The sequence below is a fragment of the Streptomyces dengpaensis genome (assembly GCF_002946835.1).
Lineage (GTDB): Bacteria > Actinomycetota > Actinomycetes > Streptomycetales > Streptomycetaceae > Streptomyces > Streptomyces dengpaensis.
In genome coordinates, this window is record NZ_CP026652.1 from 430,035 (window position 1) to 450,103 (window position 20,069).

Genomic DNA, 20,069 nt, shown 5'->3' on the forward strand with positions numbered 1-20,069 from the left:
GTTGTAGCTGCTGGTCTGCCCAGCTTTTCCACGGGTTCGGTTCCGGTCGGGCCCTGGCGGGCGGGGTGGTCAGGGGGGATCAGGCCGGTGCGGGTGGGTCGTGGACAGTGTCGAAGAGGTGTGTCCAGGCGTGCTGCCAGGGCCAGTTGTGTGGCAGGTGCAGGGTGATGCGTCGTGCGGAGCGGGCGATCCGGGCCGGGACCTGAACCAGGTGGCTGCGGAGGGTGGCGGTGGTGGCCTTGGTATGGAAGGGCGAGGTCAGTGCACCGGTGGCCCGCAGCAGGTTGTAGGTCATCGCCCACAGGGTCAGCCAGGCGGCGTTGGCGTGGAAGTGCCGGAGGGCAGGTGGGTCAGGGCGCCGGCTTTGGTGTCGGCGATGACCTGCTCGACCACCGCGTGGTGCCGGTGTTCCCGCTCGGCTTGCAGGGTTGCGGCGGGCTGGTCGGTGAAGAAGGGGTGGTAGCGCCAGACGGGAAACAGCTCGCCCTGTTCACCCATGACGGCGGGTTTGGCCAGGTCACGGACGCGGCGCACGATCAGCCGGGCGGTGACCCGCTCGCTCCTTTTGCGGCTCGCGAAGGCGCTGTATTGGGGTATCTCGGCGACTTCGGCGTCCGAGATGAGTTCACCGGTCTCGGGGTCGGGCACCGCGGTCGGGTAACTGATGTGTTGCCAGGCGTCGTCGGGAATGCTGTGGACGGCTCGTTTGATGGAGGGGTTCATGCCGGTGGTGATCGAGAAGTGGGCTCCGGCCCGGTGGCAGGCGGCGATCACCCCGGCGTTGTAGAACTGCGAGTCGGCCCGCAGAATGCGCATGCCGGTGCAGCCGGCCTCGACGGCGGTGGCCAGGGCCTCGCTCACGAATTTCGGGGCGCCCCGGGAGTCGGCTGCTTTGCCGCGTCGCATCCGGACCCCGGCGATCACCGGCCGCGCGTGCGGGGTGCAGATCGTGGCGAGGAGAGGGTGCAGGGTGCGGATGCCTTTGAACCGGCCGTACTCGGCGCCCTGCTTGGTCCGGCCGTAGACGCGTTTGTGGGTGGAGTCGACATCGATGAACGCCATCGCGTCGGCGCCGGGCAGCAGTGGAGTGTGCGCGGCCAGCGCGGCCAGGAATCTGCGGTGGACGGCGTGGAGTTGGAGGGCGTGACCGTGGGTGAACGCGCGAAGGAAGGTGCCCAGCGTGGACGGGGCGCGGATACCCGCGAACACGGCCGGCATCGCACCGTGCCGCAGGATGTGAAGGTCGTCGATGCTGTCCGCGCCCGCAGCCATGCCGCCCACGATGCTGGTGACCTTGGCTTCCGCCGCAGCCCCCGCACCGTTCCTGGCTCCGGTCAGCTTCACCTTCGCAGCCACCAGTCGCGGCAGGCCGCACCGCTCGGCCAGCCGCATCACCGGGACCAGCCCGGCATGTGCGATCAGATTCGGGTCATCGAACACAGCGGAGACCGCTGCTGGAGTGTGGGAAACTTGCATCTACGAGGTGCCTTGCTGATTGTGCGTGCTGGAAGCGTCAGAACTCCCATCATCGCAGGTCAGCAGGCACCTCTTCTTGATTACTCATCCACAGGACGCGAGTCACTCGGTGGATCGAGGCTTAGGGACGCTCGCGTGTCGTCGTTGCACACAGCAACACTGGCTCCAAAGCAAGCACCCACGCGTTCTTTGAGGGGGTTTCATGGCACCAGGCGCGGCCCCGCCGGACTCGGGGACCGGACGGCACGCCCATGCCTGCCTCTGCGCTCCCCGCACCCGGGCCTCTGCCCCGGGACGCCATGCGGTCACTGGTAGCGGCCGTCGAAGCGGGCTCCGCTCTTGAGGTCCGAGAACCGGAGGCCGGCGACGTGCCCCTCCTCCACCACCCACTGGAGATCGTAGGAGGCCCGGTAGGAGGGCGGCCAGAAGGAGCAGAAGTGGCCGCTCTCGTCGACGGACCACGTCCCCTCCGTCTGGCGCCCGGCCTCGAAGTAGCGGGTGGTGCCATCGGGGTCGAAGGTTTGCCTCGCGCCGTCGCTGTAGATGAGGGTTCCTGCGGTGACGGCGGCTGGGATGTGCTCAGCCGGCACGCGTGCGCCGTCTTGGGCGGCCACGCCGTCGAGGTTTCTGGTCACTGTGCGGTCCTCCCGTCGGGCCCAGGCGGACTTTCGTGGGCGGGGCTTTGCTGGGGACGTGCGGCCCTGCGAGGCAGGATGCCCGGGGCCGATCGAGGCAGGGCGGCCGTGCGGCCCGGGCGGGGGTGATCCGCCGCTCCCGGCGGCTGGCGGCCCCGGGAGCGGCCCGGAGGCCGGGCTTCCAGGGGCGGCTTTTTAGGCTTCGGCGGCCCCCCTTTCCGGCGAGTCGAAGACGCTCAGGTACGCGCCGTAGCCCTCCTGTTCAAGCTTTTCGACGGGGATGAATCGCAGGGACGAGGAGTTGATGCAGTACCGCAGCCCGCCGCGGTCGCTGGGCCCGTCGGGGAACAGGTGGCCGAGGTGGCTGTCCCCCTGAGCCGATCGGACCTCGACACGGACCATGCCGTGGCTGGTGTCAGGGCGCTCGACCACGTGGCCGGGGTCCAGGGGCTTCGTAAAGCTGGGCCACCCGGACCTGCTGTCGTACTTGTCCACTGAGGCGAACAGGGGCTCCCCGGACACGATGTCCACGTAGATCCCGGGTGCCTTGTTGTCCCAGTAGGCGTTGGCGAACGCGGGCTCCGTCCCGTCCTGCTGGGTCACGCGAAACTGCTGGTCCGTGAGCTGCGAGATGCGCTCCGGGCTCTTGCGGTATTCCGGCATGCCAACCTCCAAGGCGGCGCGGCTACGTCATTTCCGAGGGTTCGCGGCGCTCGACGCCCGCGTGCCCTTCCCGCGGCGGGCGGGGCCGTCGCCCGCCCGAGCGCCGCGAAGGCGGCCAACTGGACTGGCTGCGAAGGGCGTCGGCGGTCATGGGCCGAGACACCGCCCGGCGGCCGGCGCGGTGCTCGAAGCGCGCCTGGCGCTGGGTTGCGACAGCGCCTACCGCGACCAGGTTACTGCTCTGCAGCGCGAGATGGCGGCGCCCCGGGGGCGGCCGTGGGGCCCAGCATCCGGGGCGCTCGCCTCGCCCGGCGCGCGCCTCACAGCGCTCGAGGGCGCCGTCGAGCAGCCTGGCCCAGACCTGGAGGCACGCCACGCATCGTCGACGCGGCCGACGGCGGCCTCGGTGGTGCGGCGGCAGGCTCCCAGGGCGGCGGCTGTCAGCGAACTCCACGGAGCGGAGAACGTCCGACTTGTCGTCTGCTTCCACTGACCGCACATCAGCAGCGCAACGCCGCCTGTCCCACAGCAGGCAGCCATAACCGAACGCGACGAAGCCGCGGCCCGTCGTAGTACTGGTCGGCCTCGATGTTCCAGAACCGGCTCTCCCCCGGTTCGACGCTGGTCAGAAGGCGGTGCCCCCCGCCTTCCGGCGGTGCCCCCGCCTTCCGCGCGTGCTTCGTTCGGTGCCGCGAGGGTGCGGCATCAGTGATGCCTCCCTGATGAGGCGCCGTCGTCAGGTTTCAGTGCCCGTGCGCGCCAGGATGCCTTTGAGCAGCCCCGTGGCCTGGCCCACCTCGATGAGGTAGCCATCCGGATCGCGCATTTAGCGCGGGTGGGACCTGATGGCTGCCGACCCAGGCCGTACGGCCGCCGCCCGGTTTCTGAGCGCCGTCCTCGGCCGCGCAGGGAACAGGGCCATGGCTGCGGGAGCGGTTGCGTGGTCTGGGGTGCCGTGTAGCGTCGTGAGGTAGAAGGAGTCGTGGATCCGAAGTCGTGCCGCCCGTGATCGCGATCGCGGGCGTTCTTGCTGTTCGGCCCCTGGGCAGACTTCGAACCTGTACTGCACGCTTGCGCCGGCCAGGCCCTGAGGGCCCACGCAGCGGGCGCCCCACGGATACCGCGTCCGCGTGGACCTTCTGGAGGAAGGGGTGCGCCATGGCAACAGACACCACCGCCGAAGAAGAACAGGTCGGCTTCGCTGATCTCGACTTGGACGCGGAGCTCGTGCGGGCGCTGTCCGCACTGGGCTACGAAGAGCCCACCCCGATCCAGCGGGAGGCGATCCCTCCCCTGTTGGAGGGCCATGATCTGCTGGGGCAGGCTGCTACGGGCACCGGGAAGACCGCCGCATTCGCCCTGCCGGTGCTGCAGCGCATTCCCCGGGACCGCAAGGATGGGCTACCAGCCGCCCTGGTACTGGTGCCCACCCGGGAGCTGGCCATCCAGGTGTCGGAGGCCGTCCACCGCTACGGCACCGGCCTGGGCATCCGTGTCCTGCCTGTCTACGGCGGGCAGCCGATCGGGCGGCAGCTGCGCTCCCTGGAACGCGGCGTCGACGTGGTGGTGGCCACCCCGGGGCGGGCACTGGACCACATCGCGCGCGGGACACTGCGGCTCGACGGTCTGCAAACCGTCGTCCTGGACGAGGCCGACGAAATGCTTGACATGGGCTTCTCCGAGGACATCGACGCGATCCTGGAGAACGTGCCGGAAGAGCGCCAGACGGTGCTGTTCTCAGCGACGATGCCGGGCCGTATCGACTCCATGGCCCGGCGTCACCTGTCCGATCCGGTCCGTATCCAGATCGAGCGGGAAGCGCCGGCCCCGGGCGAGGCTCCGAAGACAAGGGAATCCGCCTACGTCATACGGCGGGCGCAGAAACCCGCCGCGCTCGGGAGGCTGCTGGACCTGGAGGCACCCGAGGCCGCCATCGTGTTCTGCCGTACGCGCGAGGAGGTGGACCAGCTTTCCGAGACCCTCAACGGGCGCGGCTACCGGGCCGAAGCCCTGCACGGCGGACTGAGCCAGGAACAGCGCGACCGCGTGATGGGCCGGCTGCGCGGCGGCACCGCGGACCTGCTGGTCGCCACCGACGTCGCCGCCCGCGGCATCGACGTCGAACACCTCACGCATGTGATCAATTACGACGTGCCCTCCGCGCCGGAGTCCTACGTCCACCGGATCGGCCGGGTCGGGCGCGCGGGACGCGAGGGCGTGGCGATCACACTGGCGGAGCCACGCGAACACCGGCAGCTCAAGGCAATCGAGCGGGCGACCGGACGCAAAATCCCCGTGGAGATGGTGCCGTCCGTCGCGGATCTGCGGGCCAGGCGCCTGGAGCTGACGCGGGCCGCGCTGCACGAGAGCATCCTGGAGGACGAGGACCTGGAACGGTTCCGGGTCGTGGTGGAGAACCTCGCCGACGAGTTCGATGTGATGGATGTGGCGCTGGCCGCGGTGAAGCTGGCGCACGAGACGGGTGGCGCCGCCATCGACGAGGAAGAGATCCCCGAGGTCGCCCCCCTGCACCGAGACAAGGACAGGAGCCGGGAGAGGGGCAGGGGCGGGGAGCGCGGCCCGCGCGGACGCAAGGGCGGCGGCGGGCCCCAACGGGGCATGACACGCCTGTTCGTCGGCGCCGGCCGCAGCGCCGGCATCCGGCCGCAGGACCTCGTCGGCGCCATCACCGGCGAATCGCAACTCAACGGCCGGGACATCGGCTCCATCGAGATCGCCGACCGCTTCTCCCTGGTGGAGGTCCCCGAGAACGCGGCAACCGACGTCATCGGCGCCCTGCGCGGCAGCACCATCAAGGGACGCAAACCCACCGTCCGCCGGGAGCGGGCCCAGACCCGCTGACCGACAATGGCCGCCTTGCGGGCGGCGGACTGGGCTGTGCCCACCCCACAACCACGACAGGCACGACAACCACGACAGGCCCCGAATGCCTCCCGGGGCCTGCCGCGTTGAATGCACCTGGCAGGACGCCAGCCTGACCCATGAGGCCGGACGGCCTGGTAGTACTCCGGGGGCAGATCATGGACTCCACGGCCGAGATACGACCTGCCGCCAGTCGCATCAGGAGCATCAGCAGGCGAGACGACGCGCCTTCTCTACTGCTTCCAGGCCCGCGTACAGCGCGGGTTCGCCGCCTCTGCAGCGCCGCCTGCCTCCTGTCTCAGCCCTCGGCTGGCCGCGCCCGGCGGCGGGTCACGTCCGCTGGGGTGCAGGCGGCAGAAGGACGAGGGGACGACGAGCGTCTGTTCCTGAGTGACGGTGTGGCCTAAGGTCTCCCTCTCCGTACGTTCCGGCCAGGCGAAGATGTAGGCCGACCGAAGGAAGTGATGATGCAACACCGCCCGGCACGCCAATGCCACCACCGCGACGGTCCGGATCGAATACCGGCCCGACACCCTTGCCGTCCAGGTCGACGACGACGGCAAGGCCACCCCCGATGACGCTCCGGCCCCCGGCCTCGGGCTGCTCGGCATGCGCGAACGCATCACCGCCCTCGGCGGCCGGCTGCGCGCGCAGCCGCGTACCGAGCACGGCTTCACCGTCCAGGCCAAACTCCCCGTGGAGCGAGGATCATGATCCGTGTCCTGCTGGTCGACGACCAGCCGCTCATCCGCAGCGGCTTCCGCGCACTGCTCGACCTCGAGGACGACATCGAGGTGGTGGCCGAGGCCGCCGACGGCACGGAGGGCTTGGCGCTCATCAAGGAGCAGCTGCCCGATGTCGCGCTCATCGACATCCAGATGCCGGCCCGCCGCGGTGCTGTGGATGAGCAAGCCGTCAACGTCGCACCTGCGTGGTGGGCCGACGGGCAGGCTCGAACAGTTCGATGAGGTTGCCTGCCGGGTCGGCCAGCAGGATCTGGCGCCCGCCGGGACCGGAGACGACGTCACTGCGGAAGGAGAGACCGGCGGCGTGCAGCCGGGCGATCTCGGCATCGAGGTCGTCGTAGGTGAGGTGGATGCGATTGCCGCCCGAGACGGCAGCCTCCTTCGGGGTGGCCCGCGCGCCCGAGCTCGCCGGGCCCGACAGCAGCAGCCGCAGCCGGCCACGGACCACGTCGGCGAAGGCAGGGACGGCGCTGGAGTGCAGCGTGAACCCGAGGTGGGTGGTGTAGAAGTCGGTGGCGGCCTGCACGTCATCGACGAGGTAGCGGACGCTGACGTATTCGTCGTGAGTGGTCATGGCTCGGACCTCGCAACGGTCTCGGGGGTGTTCAGGACGGGGATCAGATACCTGATACGGGTGTCTATGTCTGCCGCCGCGTGCTGAAAGGCCGCGTAGTCGGCCTGGCCGGTGTCACCCGCTGCGCCGGGGTCGGCCATGCTCCAGTGGACCCGCCGCGGGCCGAACTCCGGGCAGACCTCACGGGCCTTGTCGCACAAGGTGATCACGTGGTCGAAGCGGCGGCCGGCCAGGTCGTCCACGTGCTGGGTAGGCCGACCGGAGAGGTCGATGCCGAACGACTCGCGCAGCACCCGGACAGCATGCGGGTGCACCTGCGGCTTGGGCCTGGTGCCCGCACTGGCCGCCGTCACACGGCCGGCGGTGTGGTGGCGCAGCAGGGCCTCAGCGATCGGCGAGCGGGCGCTGTTGCCGGTGCATACGAAGAGCACCGCAACACGGCGGGACCGCTCCCCGGCGACCGGACGGCAGGGCGGTGAGACGTCCCGGCGCAGCGCCGGGTGCAGGGCGGCACCGCTGGCGGCCAGCGCCTCAGCGCAACGCTCCAGGTCCAGGCGGTAGTAGGTGTCCCGGCCATCGAAACTGCTGCGCCGGGCCGTGACCAGACCGCCGTCGCGCAGCAGCCGTAGGTGATACGAGACCAGGTTCTGCGGCTCCCCGACGCGTTCTACCAGTTCACGGACCCGATAGTCGCCGTCGGCGAGTTCCGTCAGCAGCCGCCAGCGCAGCGGATGCGCAGCCAGCCGGATGAACTCGGGCGGCGCGACGGCCACGTCCCAGGCACGGGATCCCATACGCCGACGATACATCAAGCCAGATTGATGCATCCACACCAAGTGATCAGAGAGGTATGCGCTCGCCGACCAGGAGGCGCCTTAACCGGAGCAGAAGACCAACGGGACGACCACCTCCGTGCTGCGCGCCCGCCGGCCCGCTGCGACGAGGATCGGACGCGGTCGTACATGCCGCCAGTCGGCTCGATGCGGTGGACCCGGTCGACCTTCTCCGACGTCAGTTGGACGTCGTCGGTGGCCCGCAGCTGTACGGCGGTGAGGATCTTCCCGTCCAGCTCCTTCGGGCGCAGGCTCAGGCTCGGGGCGACGCCGGAACCGGCGCGGACCAGGGCCATGCCCGTGGCGTTCTTGCCCTCGGCCAGCGCGACGAGCGGGAAGACGCCGTCGCCGAGGGTGACCAGGCTTTCCAAAGGGTCGGCTACCGGGCCTGGCCCTGCTGCAGCGGCGGGGCAGCCCGGCGACCCGGTCCGTCCCCGCCGGATCACAACGCGACACCCGCCGCCAGGTCACCACCGACCCGGTGCCCCTGCGGATAATCCGCAAAAGCCGTATGCCCTCATCGTCATCGATCTCACGGACCCGCACACGTTCTGCCACCCGGACAAACGGGGTAGCGCGCCGCCCGCGCCAGCACCCGGGCGGCGCGTATCACAACAGGGCGAACGTTGCCTGATGCGGCACCAGGAAGCGCGTCGGCTCTGGCCCCGCCCGGCGAGCCGCACGAAGCCGTCCAACCCTCGTGGTCTGCAAAGCCCGGCACCGGGATCGGTGTTCCGGGCTCCGCACCCATGTCGATCTCGCGGGTCAGCCTTCGGAGGGACGCGGGGAGCGCAGGTGCGCCCGTTCCTTCAGCTCCTCCTCGTCGACCAACGTGAGCATCGGCTGACCCGGCGCGCACACCATGGTCACCACGAACTTGGTCGGTGCGTCCGACAGGGCGTTGCCGTCCTGGTAGTGGATCACGTCACCGCCCGGCTCCCAGAACGTCCCACCGGCCTCGACCACACGCTCCGGCTCACCCTCGAGCTCGAACCGGAGCGCGCCCTCCATCACATAGCCGAACGACGGGCCCGAGTGGCGATGCGGAGGGAGCCCGGGGTGACCGGGAGGCCAATCGACGAGGATCGTCATTCCCGAACCACCTTCGGGAAAGAAGGGCGGAGTGACTTCCTGCAGCAACTTGACTTCGGGCGGCAAGGAGACCTCGTGGGCGCTCCCGTGCTCTGGGTTCTTCGCTGACATGTACCACACCTCCGTAAGCCTGCCCGGAATGTACGATCTTGCGTCGGCCACCGCATTCCGGACCGGTGTACCGACCCACTCGTTCGGCGGTGACCAAGTTCGCCGGTTCCCGGCTCACACAACTCGCTTCGCGATGAGGACAAGCCACAGCCGGCATCCGTGACAGGCTGTGTGCCTTCTGCCTCGCCCAGACGGTCTCGAGACCACCCTGCCTCCCCTCGGCGGCCGCCACAATCCGGGAGCCAGCGGCATCGAGACCGCATCGCACCATGTCATCGGCGGGCATCTCGTGCCGCATCAGGCAACGTTCGCCCTTTGTGATTGACGCCGCGCCCCGGTGATCGCTGGGGCGGCGTCGGGCCGTCAAGCTATGCGGGTGGCAGAGCGAGTACGGGGTTCTGGCGTGGCCGACGGACACGCGGTGGGATGTCCGCGTCAGTGGCCGTGGCCTTTGTCGTGCTGTTCCTCGTGCTGCACATCACCGGCAGCGGAATGGGACCCGGCATGCACGGCGGCCACTGATGGCCATGCCGCCCGGCATCCGCAAAGCCACCCTCACCGCGCACGTCGCGTCGTCCGTCGGCTGGCTCGGGTGGGTCGCCGTCTTCCTGGTACCGGCCGTCGTCGGCCTGAACGGTGACGACCCGCAGCGCGTCCGCGGCTCCTATCTCGCCATGGAGGTGACCGGCTGGTACGTGATCGTCCCGCTGGCGTTCGCCTCACTGCTGACCGGGTTCGTCCAGTCCCTGGGCACCACCTGGGGACTGTTCCGCCACTACTGGCTCCTGGCCAAGCTCGCGCTGACCGCCCTGGCCACATTCCTCCTCCTGCTGCACATGCAGGTGGCCGACCAGGTGGCGGACGCGGCGGCACGCACGAACCTGACCGGCACCGACCTGGGCGGGATGAGGGGCCAGCTCGTGTTCGACGCCGCAGCCGCCCTGGTCGTACTGCTTACGACCACGGCACTGTCGGTCTTCAAACCGCGCGGGATCACCCGTTACAGGTGGCGCGTGCAGCACGGACAACGAGCCGAACGTGCTGGTGGCGCCTCAGCCATGGATACGGCGGCTCCGGTTCAGACCTGACCGGATTGGCCCCGGCGCTGCGCCGCACCGCCATCCGGCTCAGCGGCGCGGTCGCCGCCGCCACGGCCACCCGCGCCAGGTCCGTGGCGAGCATCAGCTGAGCAGGTGCTGGTGCGCGATGCGCGATGCGCGATGCGCTGCAGCGTGTGCTGCAGGACGTCGCCTCGGCAGGCTGTCCGTTCCCGGGGAGGGGGCGGCAGCAATGAACGGGCCGGTCGGTCTCCGCACGGCCGTCCTGCTGCTCGCCGGCGCGGGGCGACGTACGTCGCCTCCCAGCACCCCGCCTTCGGCACCGCCCTCCTGGTCGGAGTTGCCGTCGTCACTCTCCTCCACGTCCTCCTGGGGCGGAGATGACCGTGCGACTGGTAGGGAGGCCGCAGAGAAAACCGACAAGGCCAGCAGGCTCTGTCGATCCCCGTCCGGCAGCGACCGTGCGCACCATGCGGCTCCCTAACGGCAGTGCCTACGAGATCGAGAAGGCTGCGGCGCTGGTCCACCGCCAGCGCGTCGCCACGCCGGTGGCACAAGGGGCGCACGATGCTGCGGGCGCCGTCACCGCGTGATCACCGCATGCCGGATCCGACCGGCAAGACACCCAGCCGGGCCCGAACGCCGAGGGCGAACATCTTGGGGCCGAAGTCAGCGGGAGCCCGTACACGCCGTCTCTGGGCTCGATGGTGGTTCATTATCCGCCGGGCCGGGCGAGCAGGAACCCGGACTGCTGTCGCGCGGCCCCCGCTCAATGACGCACCTGCTCATGCGCGCTGGAATGGATCGACTATGGCTTCAGCCGGTGGAAGGGGCTCTCTGGGGGTGAGGGTCAGTGCCTCCATCACGAATTCTAGGTAGCGGTTCCATCCTTCGCTTTGCTGGCTGAACGTGGGCAGTACGCTCAGGAGCATCAGAAGGAGCCGCAACGTATCGTTCTCTGGATCAAGATCCCGTCGCAGGAAACCCTGCTCCTGGCCGCGCTGGATCAATCGGCTTGCCGGGCCGAGAAACGACTGTGCTATTTCCAGTGTCATCCCTGCTGGAAAAGCGACCCGCTCATGAGCAGCCGTCCTCATAGCCGCCTCAAAAGCAATGCGCAGCCCTGTGCGCGGGTCTGCTTCGGCCTCCGCCCCTGTCAGAGCCGGAGCGATATCCGTCTCGAAAATATCCCAGACGACGCTTCGCACCAGGTCATCCCGAGTCGGGAATCGGCGATAAAGAGTGGCGATTCCGAGACCTGCTGCTCTGGCGATATCGTCTGCGGAAGCGTGCGGGTTCTCCCTGAGTACCGCGCGACCGGCATCAAGAATGCGCCGAGCGTTCCGGGATGCGTCACGGCGCAGCGTCGGCCGCTTTACCCCAGGGATATTTGACGAATCACTTAGCCCAGACATGACTGACAGATTAGCAGAGTGCCACACCGAAGCCGCGGCCTCGACGCCGCCGTTCCCCTGTCCGGGAATGGGGCAGGGAGGAACTGTGCGCCGGGCCGCCGCTTGAGGAACCGTGCTGGCTCAGGGTGTCAGTACCGGAAATTGCTCGGGAGGTTTGCCTCGCTGCGCAGCACCTCACCGTCGGGGGAGCCGACCGCCTGAGCCGCCTGCGCCGTGACCACAATCGGCCACTGCGTCTCCAGCATGACCATCATCCCCTCGGACTTCTCCGGCACGAGGTCGGCCTGAGTGGCAGCCTCCCAGACGGGTTCTCCCATCCCATGCGAGGTCATCATGTTGGTCAGCGTGCTTATGCCCTGCAGGTAGCCGCCCGGATTCGACGCCTCCTCGATCACGCCGACCCACTCGGTGCTCACGTTGCGGTGGTACCACGGGGGCCGGAAGGTGTTCTCTGCAACCGACCATACGGAAGGCACGATGAGGAAGTCGATGTTGGGCAGGCCCGGTGTGCTGGTCACCGAGGTGAGCGCCGTCAGCATCGAAGGATCCGGGTGGTCGAAGCTGACCGTGCCCAGGGCCTGGAAGTCATGGAGCTTGTAGACGTAGGGGACGCTGTTCCCGTGCCACGCCACGACGTCCAGCGGAGAGTGGTCGTAGGTGGCGCTCCAGAGATTTCCGGCGACCTTGTGGATCACCTCGAACGGCCGCTCTTCATCGTCATAGGCGGCAACGGGGGCACGGAAATCGCGGGCGTTCGCCAGTCCCGTGGCGCCGATGAGGCCGAGTTCCGGGAGGGCGAACGGCGTGCCGAAGTTCTCGCACACGTACCCGCGGACGAACGCCGGGGCGTCTTCCTGACCGGCGGCGCCCAGGATCTCGACGCGGAACTTGATGCCACGGGGTATCAGGGCGACCGAGCCGGGCTCCACGCTCAGCAGACCGAGTTCGGTGTGGATGAGCAGACCGCCCAACTCGGGCACGATCAGCAATTCGCCGTCAGCATTGCTGAACACGCGATCGGTCATGGAGGTGTCGGCCGTGTAGAGGTGGATCGCCATGCCGCTGCGCAGGGCGGGATCACCGTTGCCGCCCACGGTCCACAGGCCCGAGACGAAATCGGTTCCTGCCGCAGGCGCCGGCCTCGGCGCCCAGAACAGCAGCCTCGGCTCTACGGGAACCTCCGTGAACGGCGGCGTGAGCAGGGTCCCGCGATCGATGCGATTGAAAGGCGGGTGCACGATCGACGGACGGATGCGGTAGAGCCAGGTCCGGCGAGTGATCGGCCGGAGTTCGGTGAACGCCGTGCCGGACAGCAGCTCCGTGTACAAGCCGTGTGCAGGACGCTGAGGGTTGTTGCGTCCCTCCGGCAGCGTCCCCGCCAGGGCCTCACTGCTGTGCTCGTTGCCGAAACCAGTGGAGTAGCTCAGCGATGCCGCCCTCTTGCGGGCCCGTTCCCGCACCTGAGCCTCCGCCTTGATCCCCTCAGGGTTGATCGTCATTTCCAGATCCTTCCGCGTTGAACTTTGCCCGATACGTCCCGCCGTGCGGGCGTCGTGATGTTCGTGGCGCGCGCAGTCGTAGATCAAGCTGCCGTCTCGCCGACCCGTCGGGTGACCCGACCTCAAACTGATACTGGTCTATCAGTTGCCCCATCGAAGCGCAACTGATATACCTCTATCAGCTGTAGGGATCCGGGCTTTGCCTGGTCGTCGGAGGAGACCACTTGATCTTCCGAAACAGGGACCGCTTTGCGGGACCGACACACGGGGCGGGCATCCGACTCGCCCTGCGCCGCCTCAAGCGGCTCTCCACCCCAGGCCAGGAATTGTCCTGAATTAATCGCACGCACGAGGTGACAGGTCGGCAGGGAAAATATTTCCTCCTGCTGACTGCTTCACGATCCCGGTATTCGATGGAGGCGTTGGACGGAATGGATAACATGCGCATCGCGGTGCTTGACGATTACCAGCAGGTAGCAAAGAAGTTCGCCGACTGGGATTCCCTGAAAGCCCACGTGGAGGTATTCCACGGGCATCTTCCTGACGCGGACAAAGTTGTAGCGCAGCTAGCCGATTTCGATGTGGTGGTGGCGATGCGAGAGCGTACGCCGTTCCCGGCCGATGTACTGCGGCGACTCAGTCAGCTGAAGCTGCTCGTCACCACCGGGATGGGCAACGCCGCCATCGACATCCCAGCCGCCAACGCACAGGGCGTCGTGGTGTGCGGCACGGACTACCCCCGTTTCTCGGCCGCGCCTGAGCTCACCTGGGCTCTGATCCTCGCTGCTGCCAAGAACATTCCCGGCGAGACGCAGCTGGTACGCGAAGGCGGGTGGCAACTGGGCGTCGGCTCTGACCTGGAGGGCAGGACGCTTGGTTTGCTGGGACTCGGCAGGATCGGATCCAGGGTGGCCCGGGTGGGCCAGGCGTTCGGCATGAAGACCATCGCCTGGAGCCAGAACCTCACAGCCGAAAAGGCCGCGGAACACGGTGTGACCGCCGTGTCCAAGCAGGAGCTGTTCACCAGCTCCGATGTGCTGTCGATCCACATGATTCTCAGCGACCGCACCCGCGGCCTCGTCGGAGCGACCGAAATTTCCTCCATGAAGCCGACGGCTCTACTGGTCAACACCTCGCGAGGCCCCATCGTGGACGAAGACGCACTGGTCGGCGCCTTGCAGGAGCGACGGATCGGCGGTGCAGCGCTCGACGTGTTCGACATCGAGCCCCTGCCGGCACACCACGTACTGCGAAGCCTGGACAACGCCGTCGTCACCCCGCATATCGGCTACGTGACAGAAGGCAACTACGAGACCTTCTACAAAGAGGCCGTCGAGGACATCGCAGCGTTTGCCGCAGGCACGCCGATCCGCGTCCTTAAGTGACACGTCCGGGATTCCATCCGGCCCCGGTCAGACAACACGGCGATCCCCTCCCTTTCAGACAACAGAAACACCCACCGAGCTCGACCACAGAAAGGTCCTTCCATGAGTGACAGGCATGAAATCACCGAACTTCTTGCACGGTATGGGCAGGCACTCGAAGAACGTGACGGAGAAGCCCTCGCGGAACTGTTCGCCCAGGATGGGGAATTCCAGATATTCAGCCGGTATGGCCGAGACGACTACGTCGCACACGGCGCGGACGTGATCGGCCGCGCCAGTATCCGCGCCATGATGCAGAACAGCTCCCTGCCTGCCGGCCGCGGCATGCATTACCTGACCACCGACCACATCGTGGAAATCACCGGGGACACGGCGCGAATGCGCGCCCAGTTTGTGGTAGTGGAGTCCAATGCCGACGCTCGGCCCGAACCCGACAACGGCTGGCCCTTCGGATTCAACATGGTGCACGGGGGGCTGGCACTCACCATGATCGGCCGCTATGACTCCCACCTGCTCAGGACCGAGGACGGCTGGGTGTTCACGCTCCATCAGGTGAAGCACAATCTCCCGATGGCGCTGCCGCCGAAGAAGTAATTCTCTCAGCGGATCCTATCCGAACATATCAGCTCCATGGCATGACAAGGCGAATAGCTTTCGCGGGCCGCCTGCGGCCCGCGAAGAAGACTGAACACAGGGCGGAGAAACATGGCTGTATGGGAAGTTGTCCAGCTTACGGTCGCGCAGGGCAGTGAAGAAGATTTCGAGTCCGTTTTCCGAGCGCAGTTGCCGATCCTTGAAGAGGCCGACGGTTGTTTGGACCTGCAACTGCTCCGCGCCGTTGACCGGGAAGGCGTGTTCCTGCTCCTTGTCCTGTGGCAGTCGATGGAGCACCACACCGTTGTGTTCGTGAAGACCGAGGGATTCACCAAGTTCTCCACCGCGGTGGCGCCCTTCTTCACCGCACCGCCCACCCCATTCCACGCGATCACCGTGATCGATGGTCTCTGAACAGCCGCCGTCCCACCCGATCAGCCAAGTAATGTGCGGAGAGAAATAGTGAGTGCATCGCAGTCAACACCTTCTGACGGGTCGCTGACCGGTGACTTCCTTGACGGGCCCTTCGTGGGCCTGGGCTATCGGACGTCTACCCATGAGGGCGTGACCGACGAGGCGGGGAGGTTCTTCTATCAGGCCGGCGAGACGGTGACCTTCTTCATCGGCAGCCTGGTCATCGGCACCGCGGCTGCGGCTGCGCATCTGACGCTGGCGAGTCTGCGTGACAGGGCCGCGGCCGGGGATTCGGATCCCACGCTCCCGGGAACAGTCAATCGTGCGCGCTTCGTTCAGAGCCTGGGGCGGGAGGCGGACCTACGCATCGGCGTGACGATCGACAAGACCGTCCGCGACGTGGTCAGCCTCCATGCCGAAGACATTTCGTTCGAGCGCGACGCGAACTCCTTCGCGACGTCGGACGCCGTCCGCGCGGTATTCAGCGAGCTCGGGCTCCGTTTCCGAGGATCTGCTGAGACACGCAACCACCTCCGGCGTGCTCTCGCGGGCATCAAGCTATTCCGGGACGTCAAGATCCCCACCCGCGACGGGAGCTATCTCCTGGCAGACGTCTTCCGCCCCCTGGAGGCCGGTTCCTACCCGGTCCTCATGCGGCTGGGGATCTACGGTAGAGCGTTCGAGACGGGGTCGGTCTTCAGCGAGGCAGACCACGCTGCGAGTGAGGAGAAGGAAGCCACCTGGTTCGAGAAGAACACCGACGGCATCCCCTCGTATTTCCGGTACTCGGAAAACGCGGTCAGCGCAAACGCCAGCACGTGGGTACCGCGTGGGTATGTCGTCGTCCGAGTGGACGGCCGCGGAGTGGGCAACACGCCGGGAACGCTGAATCCGTTCTCGAAGCAGGAAGCACTCGACTACTACGACGCCATCCAATGGGCTGCCGAACAGTCCTGGAGCAACGGCAGCGTCGGACTCTATGGCGGCTCGTACAACGCAACCATCCAGTGGAACGTCGCTGCTCTGCAGCCGCCCGCTCTCAAAGCGATTGCTCCCCTTTCATCGGACTCGGACGCCTATCGCGACCTGGCGTATCCGGGAGGCATCCTCCTCAAGAACTACCGCCGCTGGTGGTGGGAGGGGATGGTAGGCAAGGCAAGACGCCGGAATGCTGACGCCGTAGACTTTATTGATGAGTTGGCCAGCCACCCGTGGGACGACGATTACTACGCGGGAGGGGGGCTCCTGTCGGCTGATTTCGCCGGCATCGACATCCCCGTCCTCACGGCGGTGAGCCAGACCTTGATGATTCACTCGCGCGCCGGTTTCGAAGCGTTCTCACAGCTGTCGTCGCCTTTCAAACAACTGCTGGTCCTGGACGCCGCTTACAGCTCATACATGTATGAGGACTGCCGGCCCGAATTGGAAGCGTTCTTCGACCGGTTCCTCAAGGGAGAGGAGCCGGCCCGGGAGCCGTCGCCGGTCCGCATGATCATGCGGACCGGCGACGGAGGCTTCGAATGGCGTGACGCAGCCACCTGGCCGGTTCCCGGCACGGAATACCGCAAGCTCTACCTCGCCACCGCCAGCGGGCACGGGCACGGGCACGGGCACGGGCACGGAACCATCACTGCGCACCTGCCCGAGCTCATGGGAACTGCTGAGTATTCCGCCGATGTGCAGGCAGCGGCCCCCGGGCTGCCGATGGCGGTGTTCGAATCAGCCCCCCTCGACGAGGACCTCGAGTTGGCGGGTCATTTCCGGGCCGTCTTGTGGGTCGCGTCCACGTCGGCCGACGCCGACTTCTTCGTCGCGCTACGCGTTATGGACGGTCAGCGAGAAGTCACCTACCAGACTCGCGACCCTGAATCGGTTGCCCCGCTCACCTGGGGATGCCTCAAGGCCTCGCATCGGGTTCTTGATCCCGAACGTTCCACCGCCGAGCGCCCCTGGCACACGCACCGACGAGAAGACGCCCTGCCTCTACTGCCCAACGAAGTCGTCAAGTTGGAGGTCGAAATGATGGCGGCCACCGGACGCATCGCGGCAGGACATCACCTGCGCATTGAGATTTCACCCGCTGAGGGCCGCGGGACCACCCCAGGCTGGGAACGTGACTACGACGATTCCTATCACCATGAGGCCGTCAACCGCGTTTTCACGGGTCGCCTGCTCCCCAGCTCGATCACTCTCCCCGTAGTCCCCCGCCAGGCCCCTTAGGCGTGCAGCGGTACATCAGTATCACCATGTGCAGCCACTGCTCATCGACGCAGATGCGGCAGTGCAACTTGGGCGAACACAGCGCACCGCATCACCCCCCGGGGTGCGTTCTTTCGTCGTCCACCGGCAGACGGGCGGCGTCGGCCGGTGGACGAACGGCGCGCAGCACAACACGCACCTCTTGCACCCCCAATTCTGTGGACGGAATGCCACACCATGACAATCTCCACTCCTGGCAGCGTGTCCCGGACATTCGAGCTGCGTGATGGGCTGAGCATCACCGTGGACGAACGAGGTGATGCCGCAGGCGGCACCGGCATCCTGCTGCTGCACGGCGGCGGTGGAACGCAGTCGGTGGCGGAACGGAACTGGCAGCCGCACTGTCGGAACACTCTTACGTGATCACCCCCACGCATCCCGGTTTCGATGGCCGGCCCCGGCCGGACTGGTTCGACAGCGTCACCGACCTCGCCTTGGCATATCTCGCTCTCCTCGACGTGCTCAACCTGCGCAAGGTCCTGGTCATCGGCAACTCGCTCGGCGGCTGGATCGCCTCGGACATGGCCCTGCACGACATCTACGGGCGGCTCAGCGGGTTGGTCGTGATGAACGCGGTCGGCATCAGCACCGACGGTCCCGAGAAAATCACCGACGCCAGGGCGCTTCCCCCGACCGAGGTCGGCCGCCTGGCCTTCCACAACCCGAGCCTGCTCCCCGACCCCGCCACGCTGAGCGACGCACAAGAGACGGCGGCGGCCGACAACCAGCGGCCCTGGAACTCTATGCAGGCGAGCCGTACATGCACGATCCGAAGTTGCGGCGCCGGCTGCACCGCGTCACCCTGCCCGTCCTCGTTCTGTGGGGTGAGCAGGACGGCGTCGTGCCGGCGGAGTACGGACGCGTGTACGCGGACTCGTTCGCCAACGCCTACTTGCAGCCCATCATCAACGCCGGGCATATGCCCCATGTCGAGCAGCCCGACCTGACCCTTGATGCCATCGGGGCGCTCGTCGTCGGCAAGCTGGCAAAGGTCACCATGGGGTGACCTCACGCCCTCACTTACCGTGTTGTGACGCGTAATGGACAGGGTTTCGGAGGCTGTCCGCCTTCTCCTGGCTCACATCAAGCAGTGGTGGCAACAGCGGTTCATCTCAATTCCGGGGAATTGCCTTGCGCGGCTTGGGAACTGGAGCGGTGAACCCGCCGCCGCGATAGTCCCGCGTCCACCGGTCCCTGGCGGCCGAACGACGTAGGTCTAGGCGATATCCAGGAGCCAGCCTTCGTCGATGAGGACGATCGGTGCCATCAGGCGGCAGCCTGCCTCTGACCGCTGGAACCGGGCGGCGAAGCCGGCGGCGTGCTCGTCGGAGCACCACGCTCAACGTGATCGCGCACGAAGACCTCAAGATCCCAAACATGAGCAAGGCCCCCGCACCCAGGCCCGACCCCACTTGAGTCCGAGATCCGCCCGCGGACGATATGACGCATCGACTCACCGCCAGCACTCCAGACCCCTCGATCCAGGCGCTCCGCCCACACCCGACTGTCGGATTCTGCCGGGCAACTGAGCCGTTCGGCTGGCGAATCGCACGGCTCTGGAGGCGCACTCGCGGCACAGGCGGTCCGACGAGTGTCTGCCCGCGGGGCGATGCGTCACCTGAATCGCAGGGAGTTTAGATGATGTGTCAACTATATGGTCGGGAGCGCCGACGGCCGAGCACGGGTTGGCGGTCAGGCTGCCAGGTCACTCGACGCCGAGGCGGCGGTCCTCGCGCTGATCACGGCCCGCCCGCGTTCCGATTCCGGGAAGCGGATGAGCATCGCGCGCAGCTCCCCGGCGTCGACGTTGGCGCCGAAAGGCTCGGTGCCCGGTTCGAGCCGTACTCCTTCGGCGAGGCGACCCGCCATGACGGGCTCGAAGCCGAAAGCGTTGACGAGACGCGCGACGGTGCCGAGGTCGTCCGGGTGGTCACCGGCGATCGCGATCGCCTTGCGTCCCGCCGTTCCCGCGGGCTGAGAGCCGTCCTCGAGATCGTGGTAGCCCATGTGGTTGAACGCCTTGACCAACCGCGCTCCGGAAAGATACGCCTGCACGATCTCGCTCGAGGAGGTGAGTGGGTCGGTGAGGTCATCGCGGATGCCGTCGACCTCCCACCAGTAGTTCATGGCGTCGATGACGAGCTTGCCCCGCAGCGCCTCGGCCGGAATCGTGCGGTACTTGCCGAGCGGGAGCGCCAGGATGACGACATCTGCCTCCGCGGCGGCCGCCGTGGTGACCGGGACGGCGCCGGGGGTGAGGACTTCGATGGTGAGTGCGATCTTGGCGGGGTCGCCCGATCCGGCGATGAGCACGCGATAGCCGGCTGTCAGGGCCAGTCGTGCCAGCACGGTGCCGACCTTCCCCGCGCCCAGGATGCCGACCGTGTGCACGGCGGCGGTGGTGGTGTTGTCCATTTCTGCTCCGTTCATGG

Annotated in this window: 18 protein-coding genes and 6 pseudogenes; 12 read left to right on the forward strand and 12 right to left on the reverse strand. The window is 67.3% G+C overall.

Annotation, left to right across the window (positions count from 1 at the left end):
• Window positions 1–79: 79 nt before the first annotated feature.
• The 3 genes and pseudogenes from C4B68_RS02000 to msrB all read right to left on the reverse strand — a co-directional run bounded on the left by C4B68_RS02000 (window position 80) and on the right by msrB (window position 2,774).
• Window positions 80–1,476 (reverse strand): annotated as a pseudogene (locus C4B68_RS02000) (IS1380 family transposase).
• A gap of 305 nt (window positions 1,477–1,781) precedes the next feature.
• Window positions 1,782–2,111, reverse strand: a complete 330-nt coding sequence (locus C4B68_RS02005) for a hypothetical protein (protein ID WP_099505934.1) — start codon at window positions 2,109–2,111, stop codon at window positions 1,782–1,784.
• Window positions 2,112–2,306: 195 nt separating this feature from the next.
• Window positions 2,307–2,774 (reverse strand): peptide-methionine (R)-S-oxide reductase MsrB, encoded by a 468-nt coding sequence (gene msrB, locus C4B68_RS02010; protein WP_099505935.1) that lies wholly within the window; start codon window positions 2,772–2,774, stop codon window positions 2,307–2,309.
• A 181-nt stretch (window positions 2,775–2,955) separates the two neighbouring features.
• On the opposite strand from msrB, the gene C4B68_RS42375 reads away from it, so the two are divergent.
• Window positions 2,956–3,267, forward strand: coding sequence for a hypothetical protein (locus tag C4B68_RS42375; protein ID WP_146119949.1), 312 nt, complete (start codon window positions 2,956–2,958; stop codon window positions 3,265–3,267).
• A 243-nt stretch (window positions 3,268–3,510) separates the two neighbouring features.
• Here C4B68_RS42375 and C4B68_RS02015 read toward each other — a convergent pair.
• Window positions 3,511–3,600, reverse strand: a pseudogene (locus C4B68_RS02015) (VOC family protein); the annotation flags it as partial.
• Between the two features lie 332 nt (window positions 3,601–3,932).
• Here C4B68_RS02015 and C4B68_RS02020 point away from each other — a divergent pair.
• The 3 genes and pseudogenes from C4B68_RS02020 to C4B68_RS02030 form a co-directional block, all read left to right on the forward strand.
• A complete protein-coding gene (locus C4B68_RS02020) occupies window positions 3,933–5,636 on the forward strand; it encodes a DEAD/DEAH box helicase (protein ID WP_099505936.1) in 1,704 nt (567 codons plus the stop codon).
• 492 nt (window positions 5,637–6,128) lie between these two features.
• Window positions 6,129–6,371 (forward strand): annotated as a pseudogene (locus C4B68_RS02025) (sensor histidine kinase); the annotation flags it as partial.
• Window positions 6,368–6,589: pseudogene (locus C4B68_RS02030) on the forward strand (response regulator transcription factor); the annotation flags it as partial. The pseudogenes C4B68_RS02025 and C4B68_RS02030, both read left to right, overlap by 4 nt.
• Here C4B68_RS02030 and C4B68_RS02035 read toward each other — a convergent pair.
• The 4 genes from C4B68_RS02035 to C4B68_RS02055 form a co-directional block, all read right to left on the reverse strand.
• Window positions 6,573–6,977, reverse strand: a complete 405-nt coding sequence (locus C4B68_RS02035; RefSeq protein ID WP_099505937.1) for a VOC family protein — start codon at window positions 6,975–6,977, stop codon at window positions 6,573–6,575. The pseudogene C4B68_RS02030 and the gene C4B68_RS02035 sit on opposite strands and share 17 nt — an antisense overlap.
• A complete protein-coding gene (locus C4B68_RS02040; RefSeq protein WP_167458987.1) occupies window positions 6,974–7,771 on the reverse strand; it encodes a metalloregulator ArsR/SmtB family transcription factor in 798 nt (265 codons plus the stop codon). Before C4B68_RS02040 ends, C4B68_RS02035 begins: the two co-directional genes overlap by 4 nt.
• Before the next feature lie 14 nt (window positions 7,772–7,785).
• Window positions 7,786–8,181, reverse strand: coding sequence for a cupredoxin domain-containing protein (locus tag C4B68_RS44305; protein ID WP_306511558.1), 396 nt, complete (start codon window positions 8,179–8,181; stop codon window positions 7,786–7,788).
• Window positions 8,182–8,575: 394 nt separating this feature from the next.
• Window positions 8,576–9,013, reverse strand: a complete 438-nt coding sequence (locus C4B68_RS02055; RefSeq protein WP_099505939.1) for a cupin domain-containing protein — start codon at window positions 9,011–9,013, stop codon at window positions 8,576–8,578.
• Between the two features lie 521 nt (window positions 9,014–9,534).
• Here C4B68_RS02055 and C4B68_RS02060 point away from each other — a divergent pair.
• Together C4B68_RS02060 and C4B68_RS44020 are read left to right on the forward strand one after the other, a co-directional pair.
• A complete protein-coding gene (locus C4B68_RS02060; RefSeq protein WP_099505940.1) occupies window positions 9,535–10,101 on the forward strand; it encodes a hypothetical protein in 567 nt (188 codons plus the stop codon).
• A gap of 440 nt (window positions 10,102–10,541) precedes the next feature.
• On the forward strand, window positions 10,542–10,664 hold the full coding sequence (locus C4B68_RS44020) for a hypothetical protein (RefSeq protein WP_257217517.1): 123 nt from the start codon (window positions 10,542–10,544) through the stop codon (window positions 10,662–10,664).
• Between the two features lie 192 nt (window positions 10,665–10,856).
• Here C4B68_RS44020 and C4B68_RS02065 read toward each other — a convergent pair whose 3' ends face one another.
• The 3 genes and pseudogenes from C4B68_RS02065 to C4B68_RS02070 all read right to left on the reverse strand — a co-directional run bounded on the left by C4B68_RS02065 (window position 10,857) and on the right by C4B68_RS02070 (window position 12,985).
• Window positions 10,857–11,279: a hypothetical protein gene (locus tag C4B68_RS02065; RefSeq protein WP_240634134.1), complete on the reverse strand. Its 423-nt coding sequence runs from the start codon at window positions 11,277–11,279 to the stop codon at window positions 10,857–10,859.
• Window positions 11,280–11,282: 3 nt separating this feature from the next.
• Window positions 11,283–11,486: pseudogene (locus C4B68_RS44590) on the reverse strand (TetR/AcrR family transcriptional regulator); the annotation flags it as partial.
• 128 nt (window positions 11,487–11,614) lie between these two features.
• Entirely contained in the window at window positions 11,615–12,985 is a 1,371-nt protein-coding gene (locus C4B68_RS02070) for a homogentisate 1,2-dioxygenase (RefSeq protein WP_099505942.1), read from the reverse strand.
• Window positions 12,986–13,425: 440 nt separating this feature from the next.
• Between C4B68_RS02070 and C4B68_RS02075 the strand changes: the two genes are divergently transcribed.
• From C4B68_RS02075 to C4B68_RS42850, 6 genes and pseudogenes are all read left to right on the forward strand, one after another.
• Entirely contained in the window at window positions 13,426–14,370 is a 945-nt protein-coding gene (locus C4B68_RS02075; protein WP_099505972.1) for a D-2-hydroxyacid dehydrogenase family protein, read from the forward strand.
• Between the two features lie 102 nt (window positions 14,371–14,472).
• Window positions 14,473–14,964, forward strand: a complete 492-nt coding sequence (locus tag C4B68_RS02080; protein ID WP_099505943.1) for a nuclear transport factor 2 family protein — start codon at window positions 14,473–14,475, stop codon at window positions 14,962–14,964.
• A gap of 111 nt (window positions 14,965–15,075) precedes the next feature.
• Window positions 15,076–15,378 (forward strand): antibiotic biosynthesis monooxygenase family protein, encoded by a 303-nt coding sequence (locus tag C4B68_RS02085; RefSeq protein ID WP_099505944.1) that lies wholly within the window; start codon window positions 15,076–15,078, stop codon window positions 15,376–15,378.
• Between the two features lie 150 nt (window positions 15,379–15,528).
• Entirely contained in the window at window positions 15,529–17,598 is a 2,070-nt protein-coding gene (locus C4B68_RS02090; protein ID WP_167458988.1) for a CocE/NonD family hydrolase, read from the forward strand.
• Window positions 17,599–17,996: 398 nt separating this feature from the next.
• A pseudogene (locus C4B68_RS42845) lies at window positions 17,997–18,329 on the forward strand (alpha/beta fold hydrolase); the annotation flags it as partial.
• Between the two features lie 68 nt (window positions 18,330–18,397).
• Complete coding sequence (locus C4B68_RS42850) at window positions 18,398–18,643, forward strand: alpha/beta fold hydrolase (RefSeq protein ID WP_338059755.1); 246 nt, start codon at window positions 18,398–18,400, stop codon at window positions 18,641–18,643.
• A gap of 686 nt (window positions 18,644–19,329) precedes the next feature.
• Here C4B68_RS42850 and C4B68_RS02100 read toward each other — a convergent pair.
• A complete protein-coding gene (locus C4B68_RS02100) occupies window positions 19,330–20,067 on the reverse strand; it encodes an NADPH-dependent F420 reductase (protein ID WP_240634135.1) in 738 nt (245 codons plus the stop codon).
• Window positions 20,068–20,069: the final 2 nt, after the last annotated feature.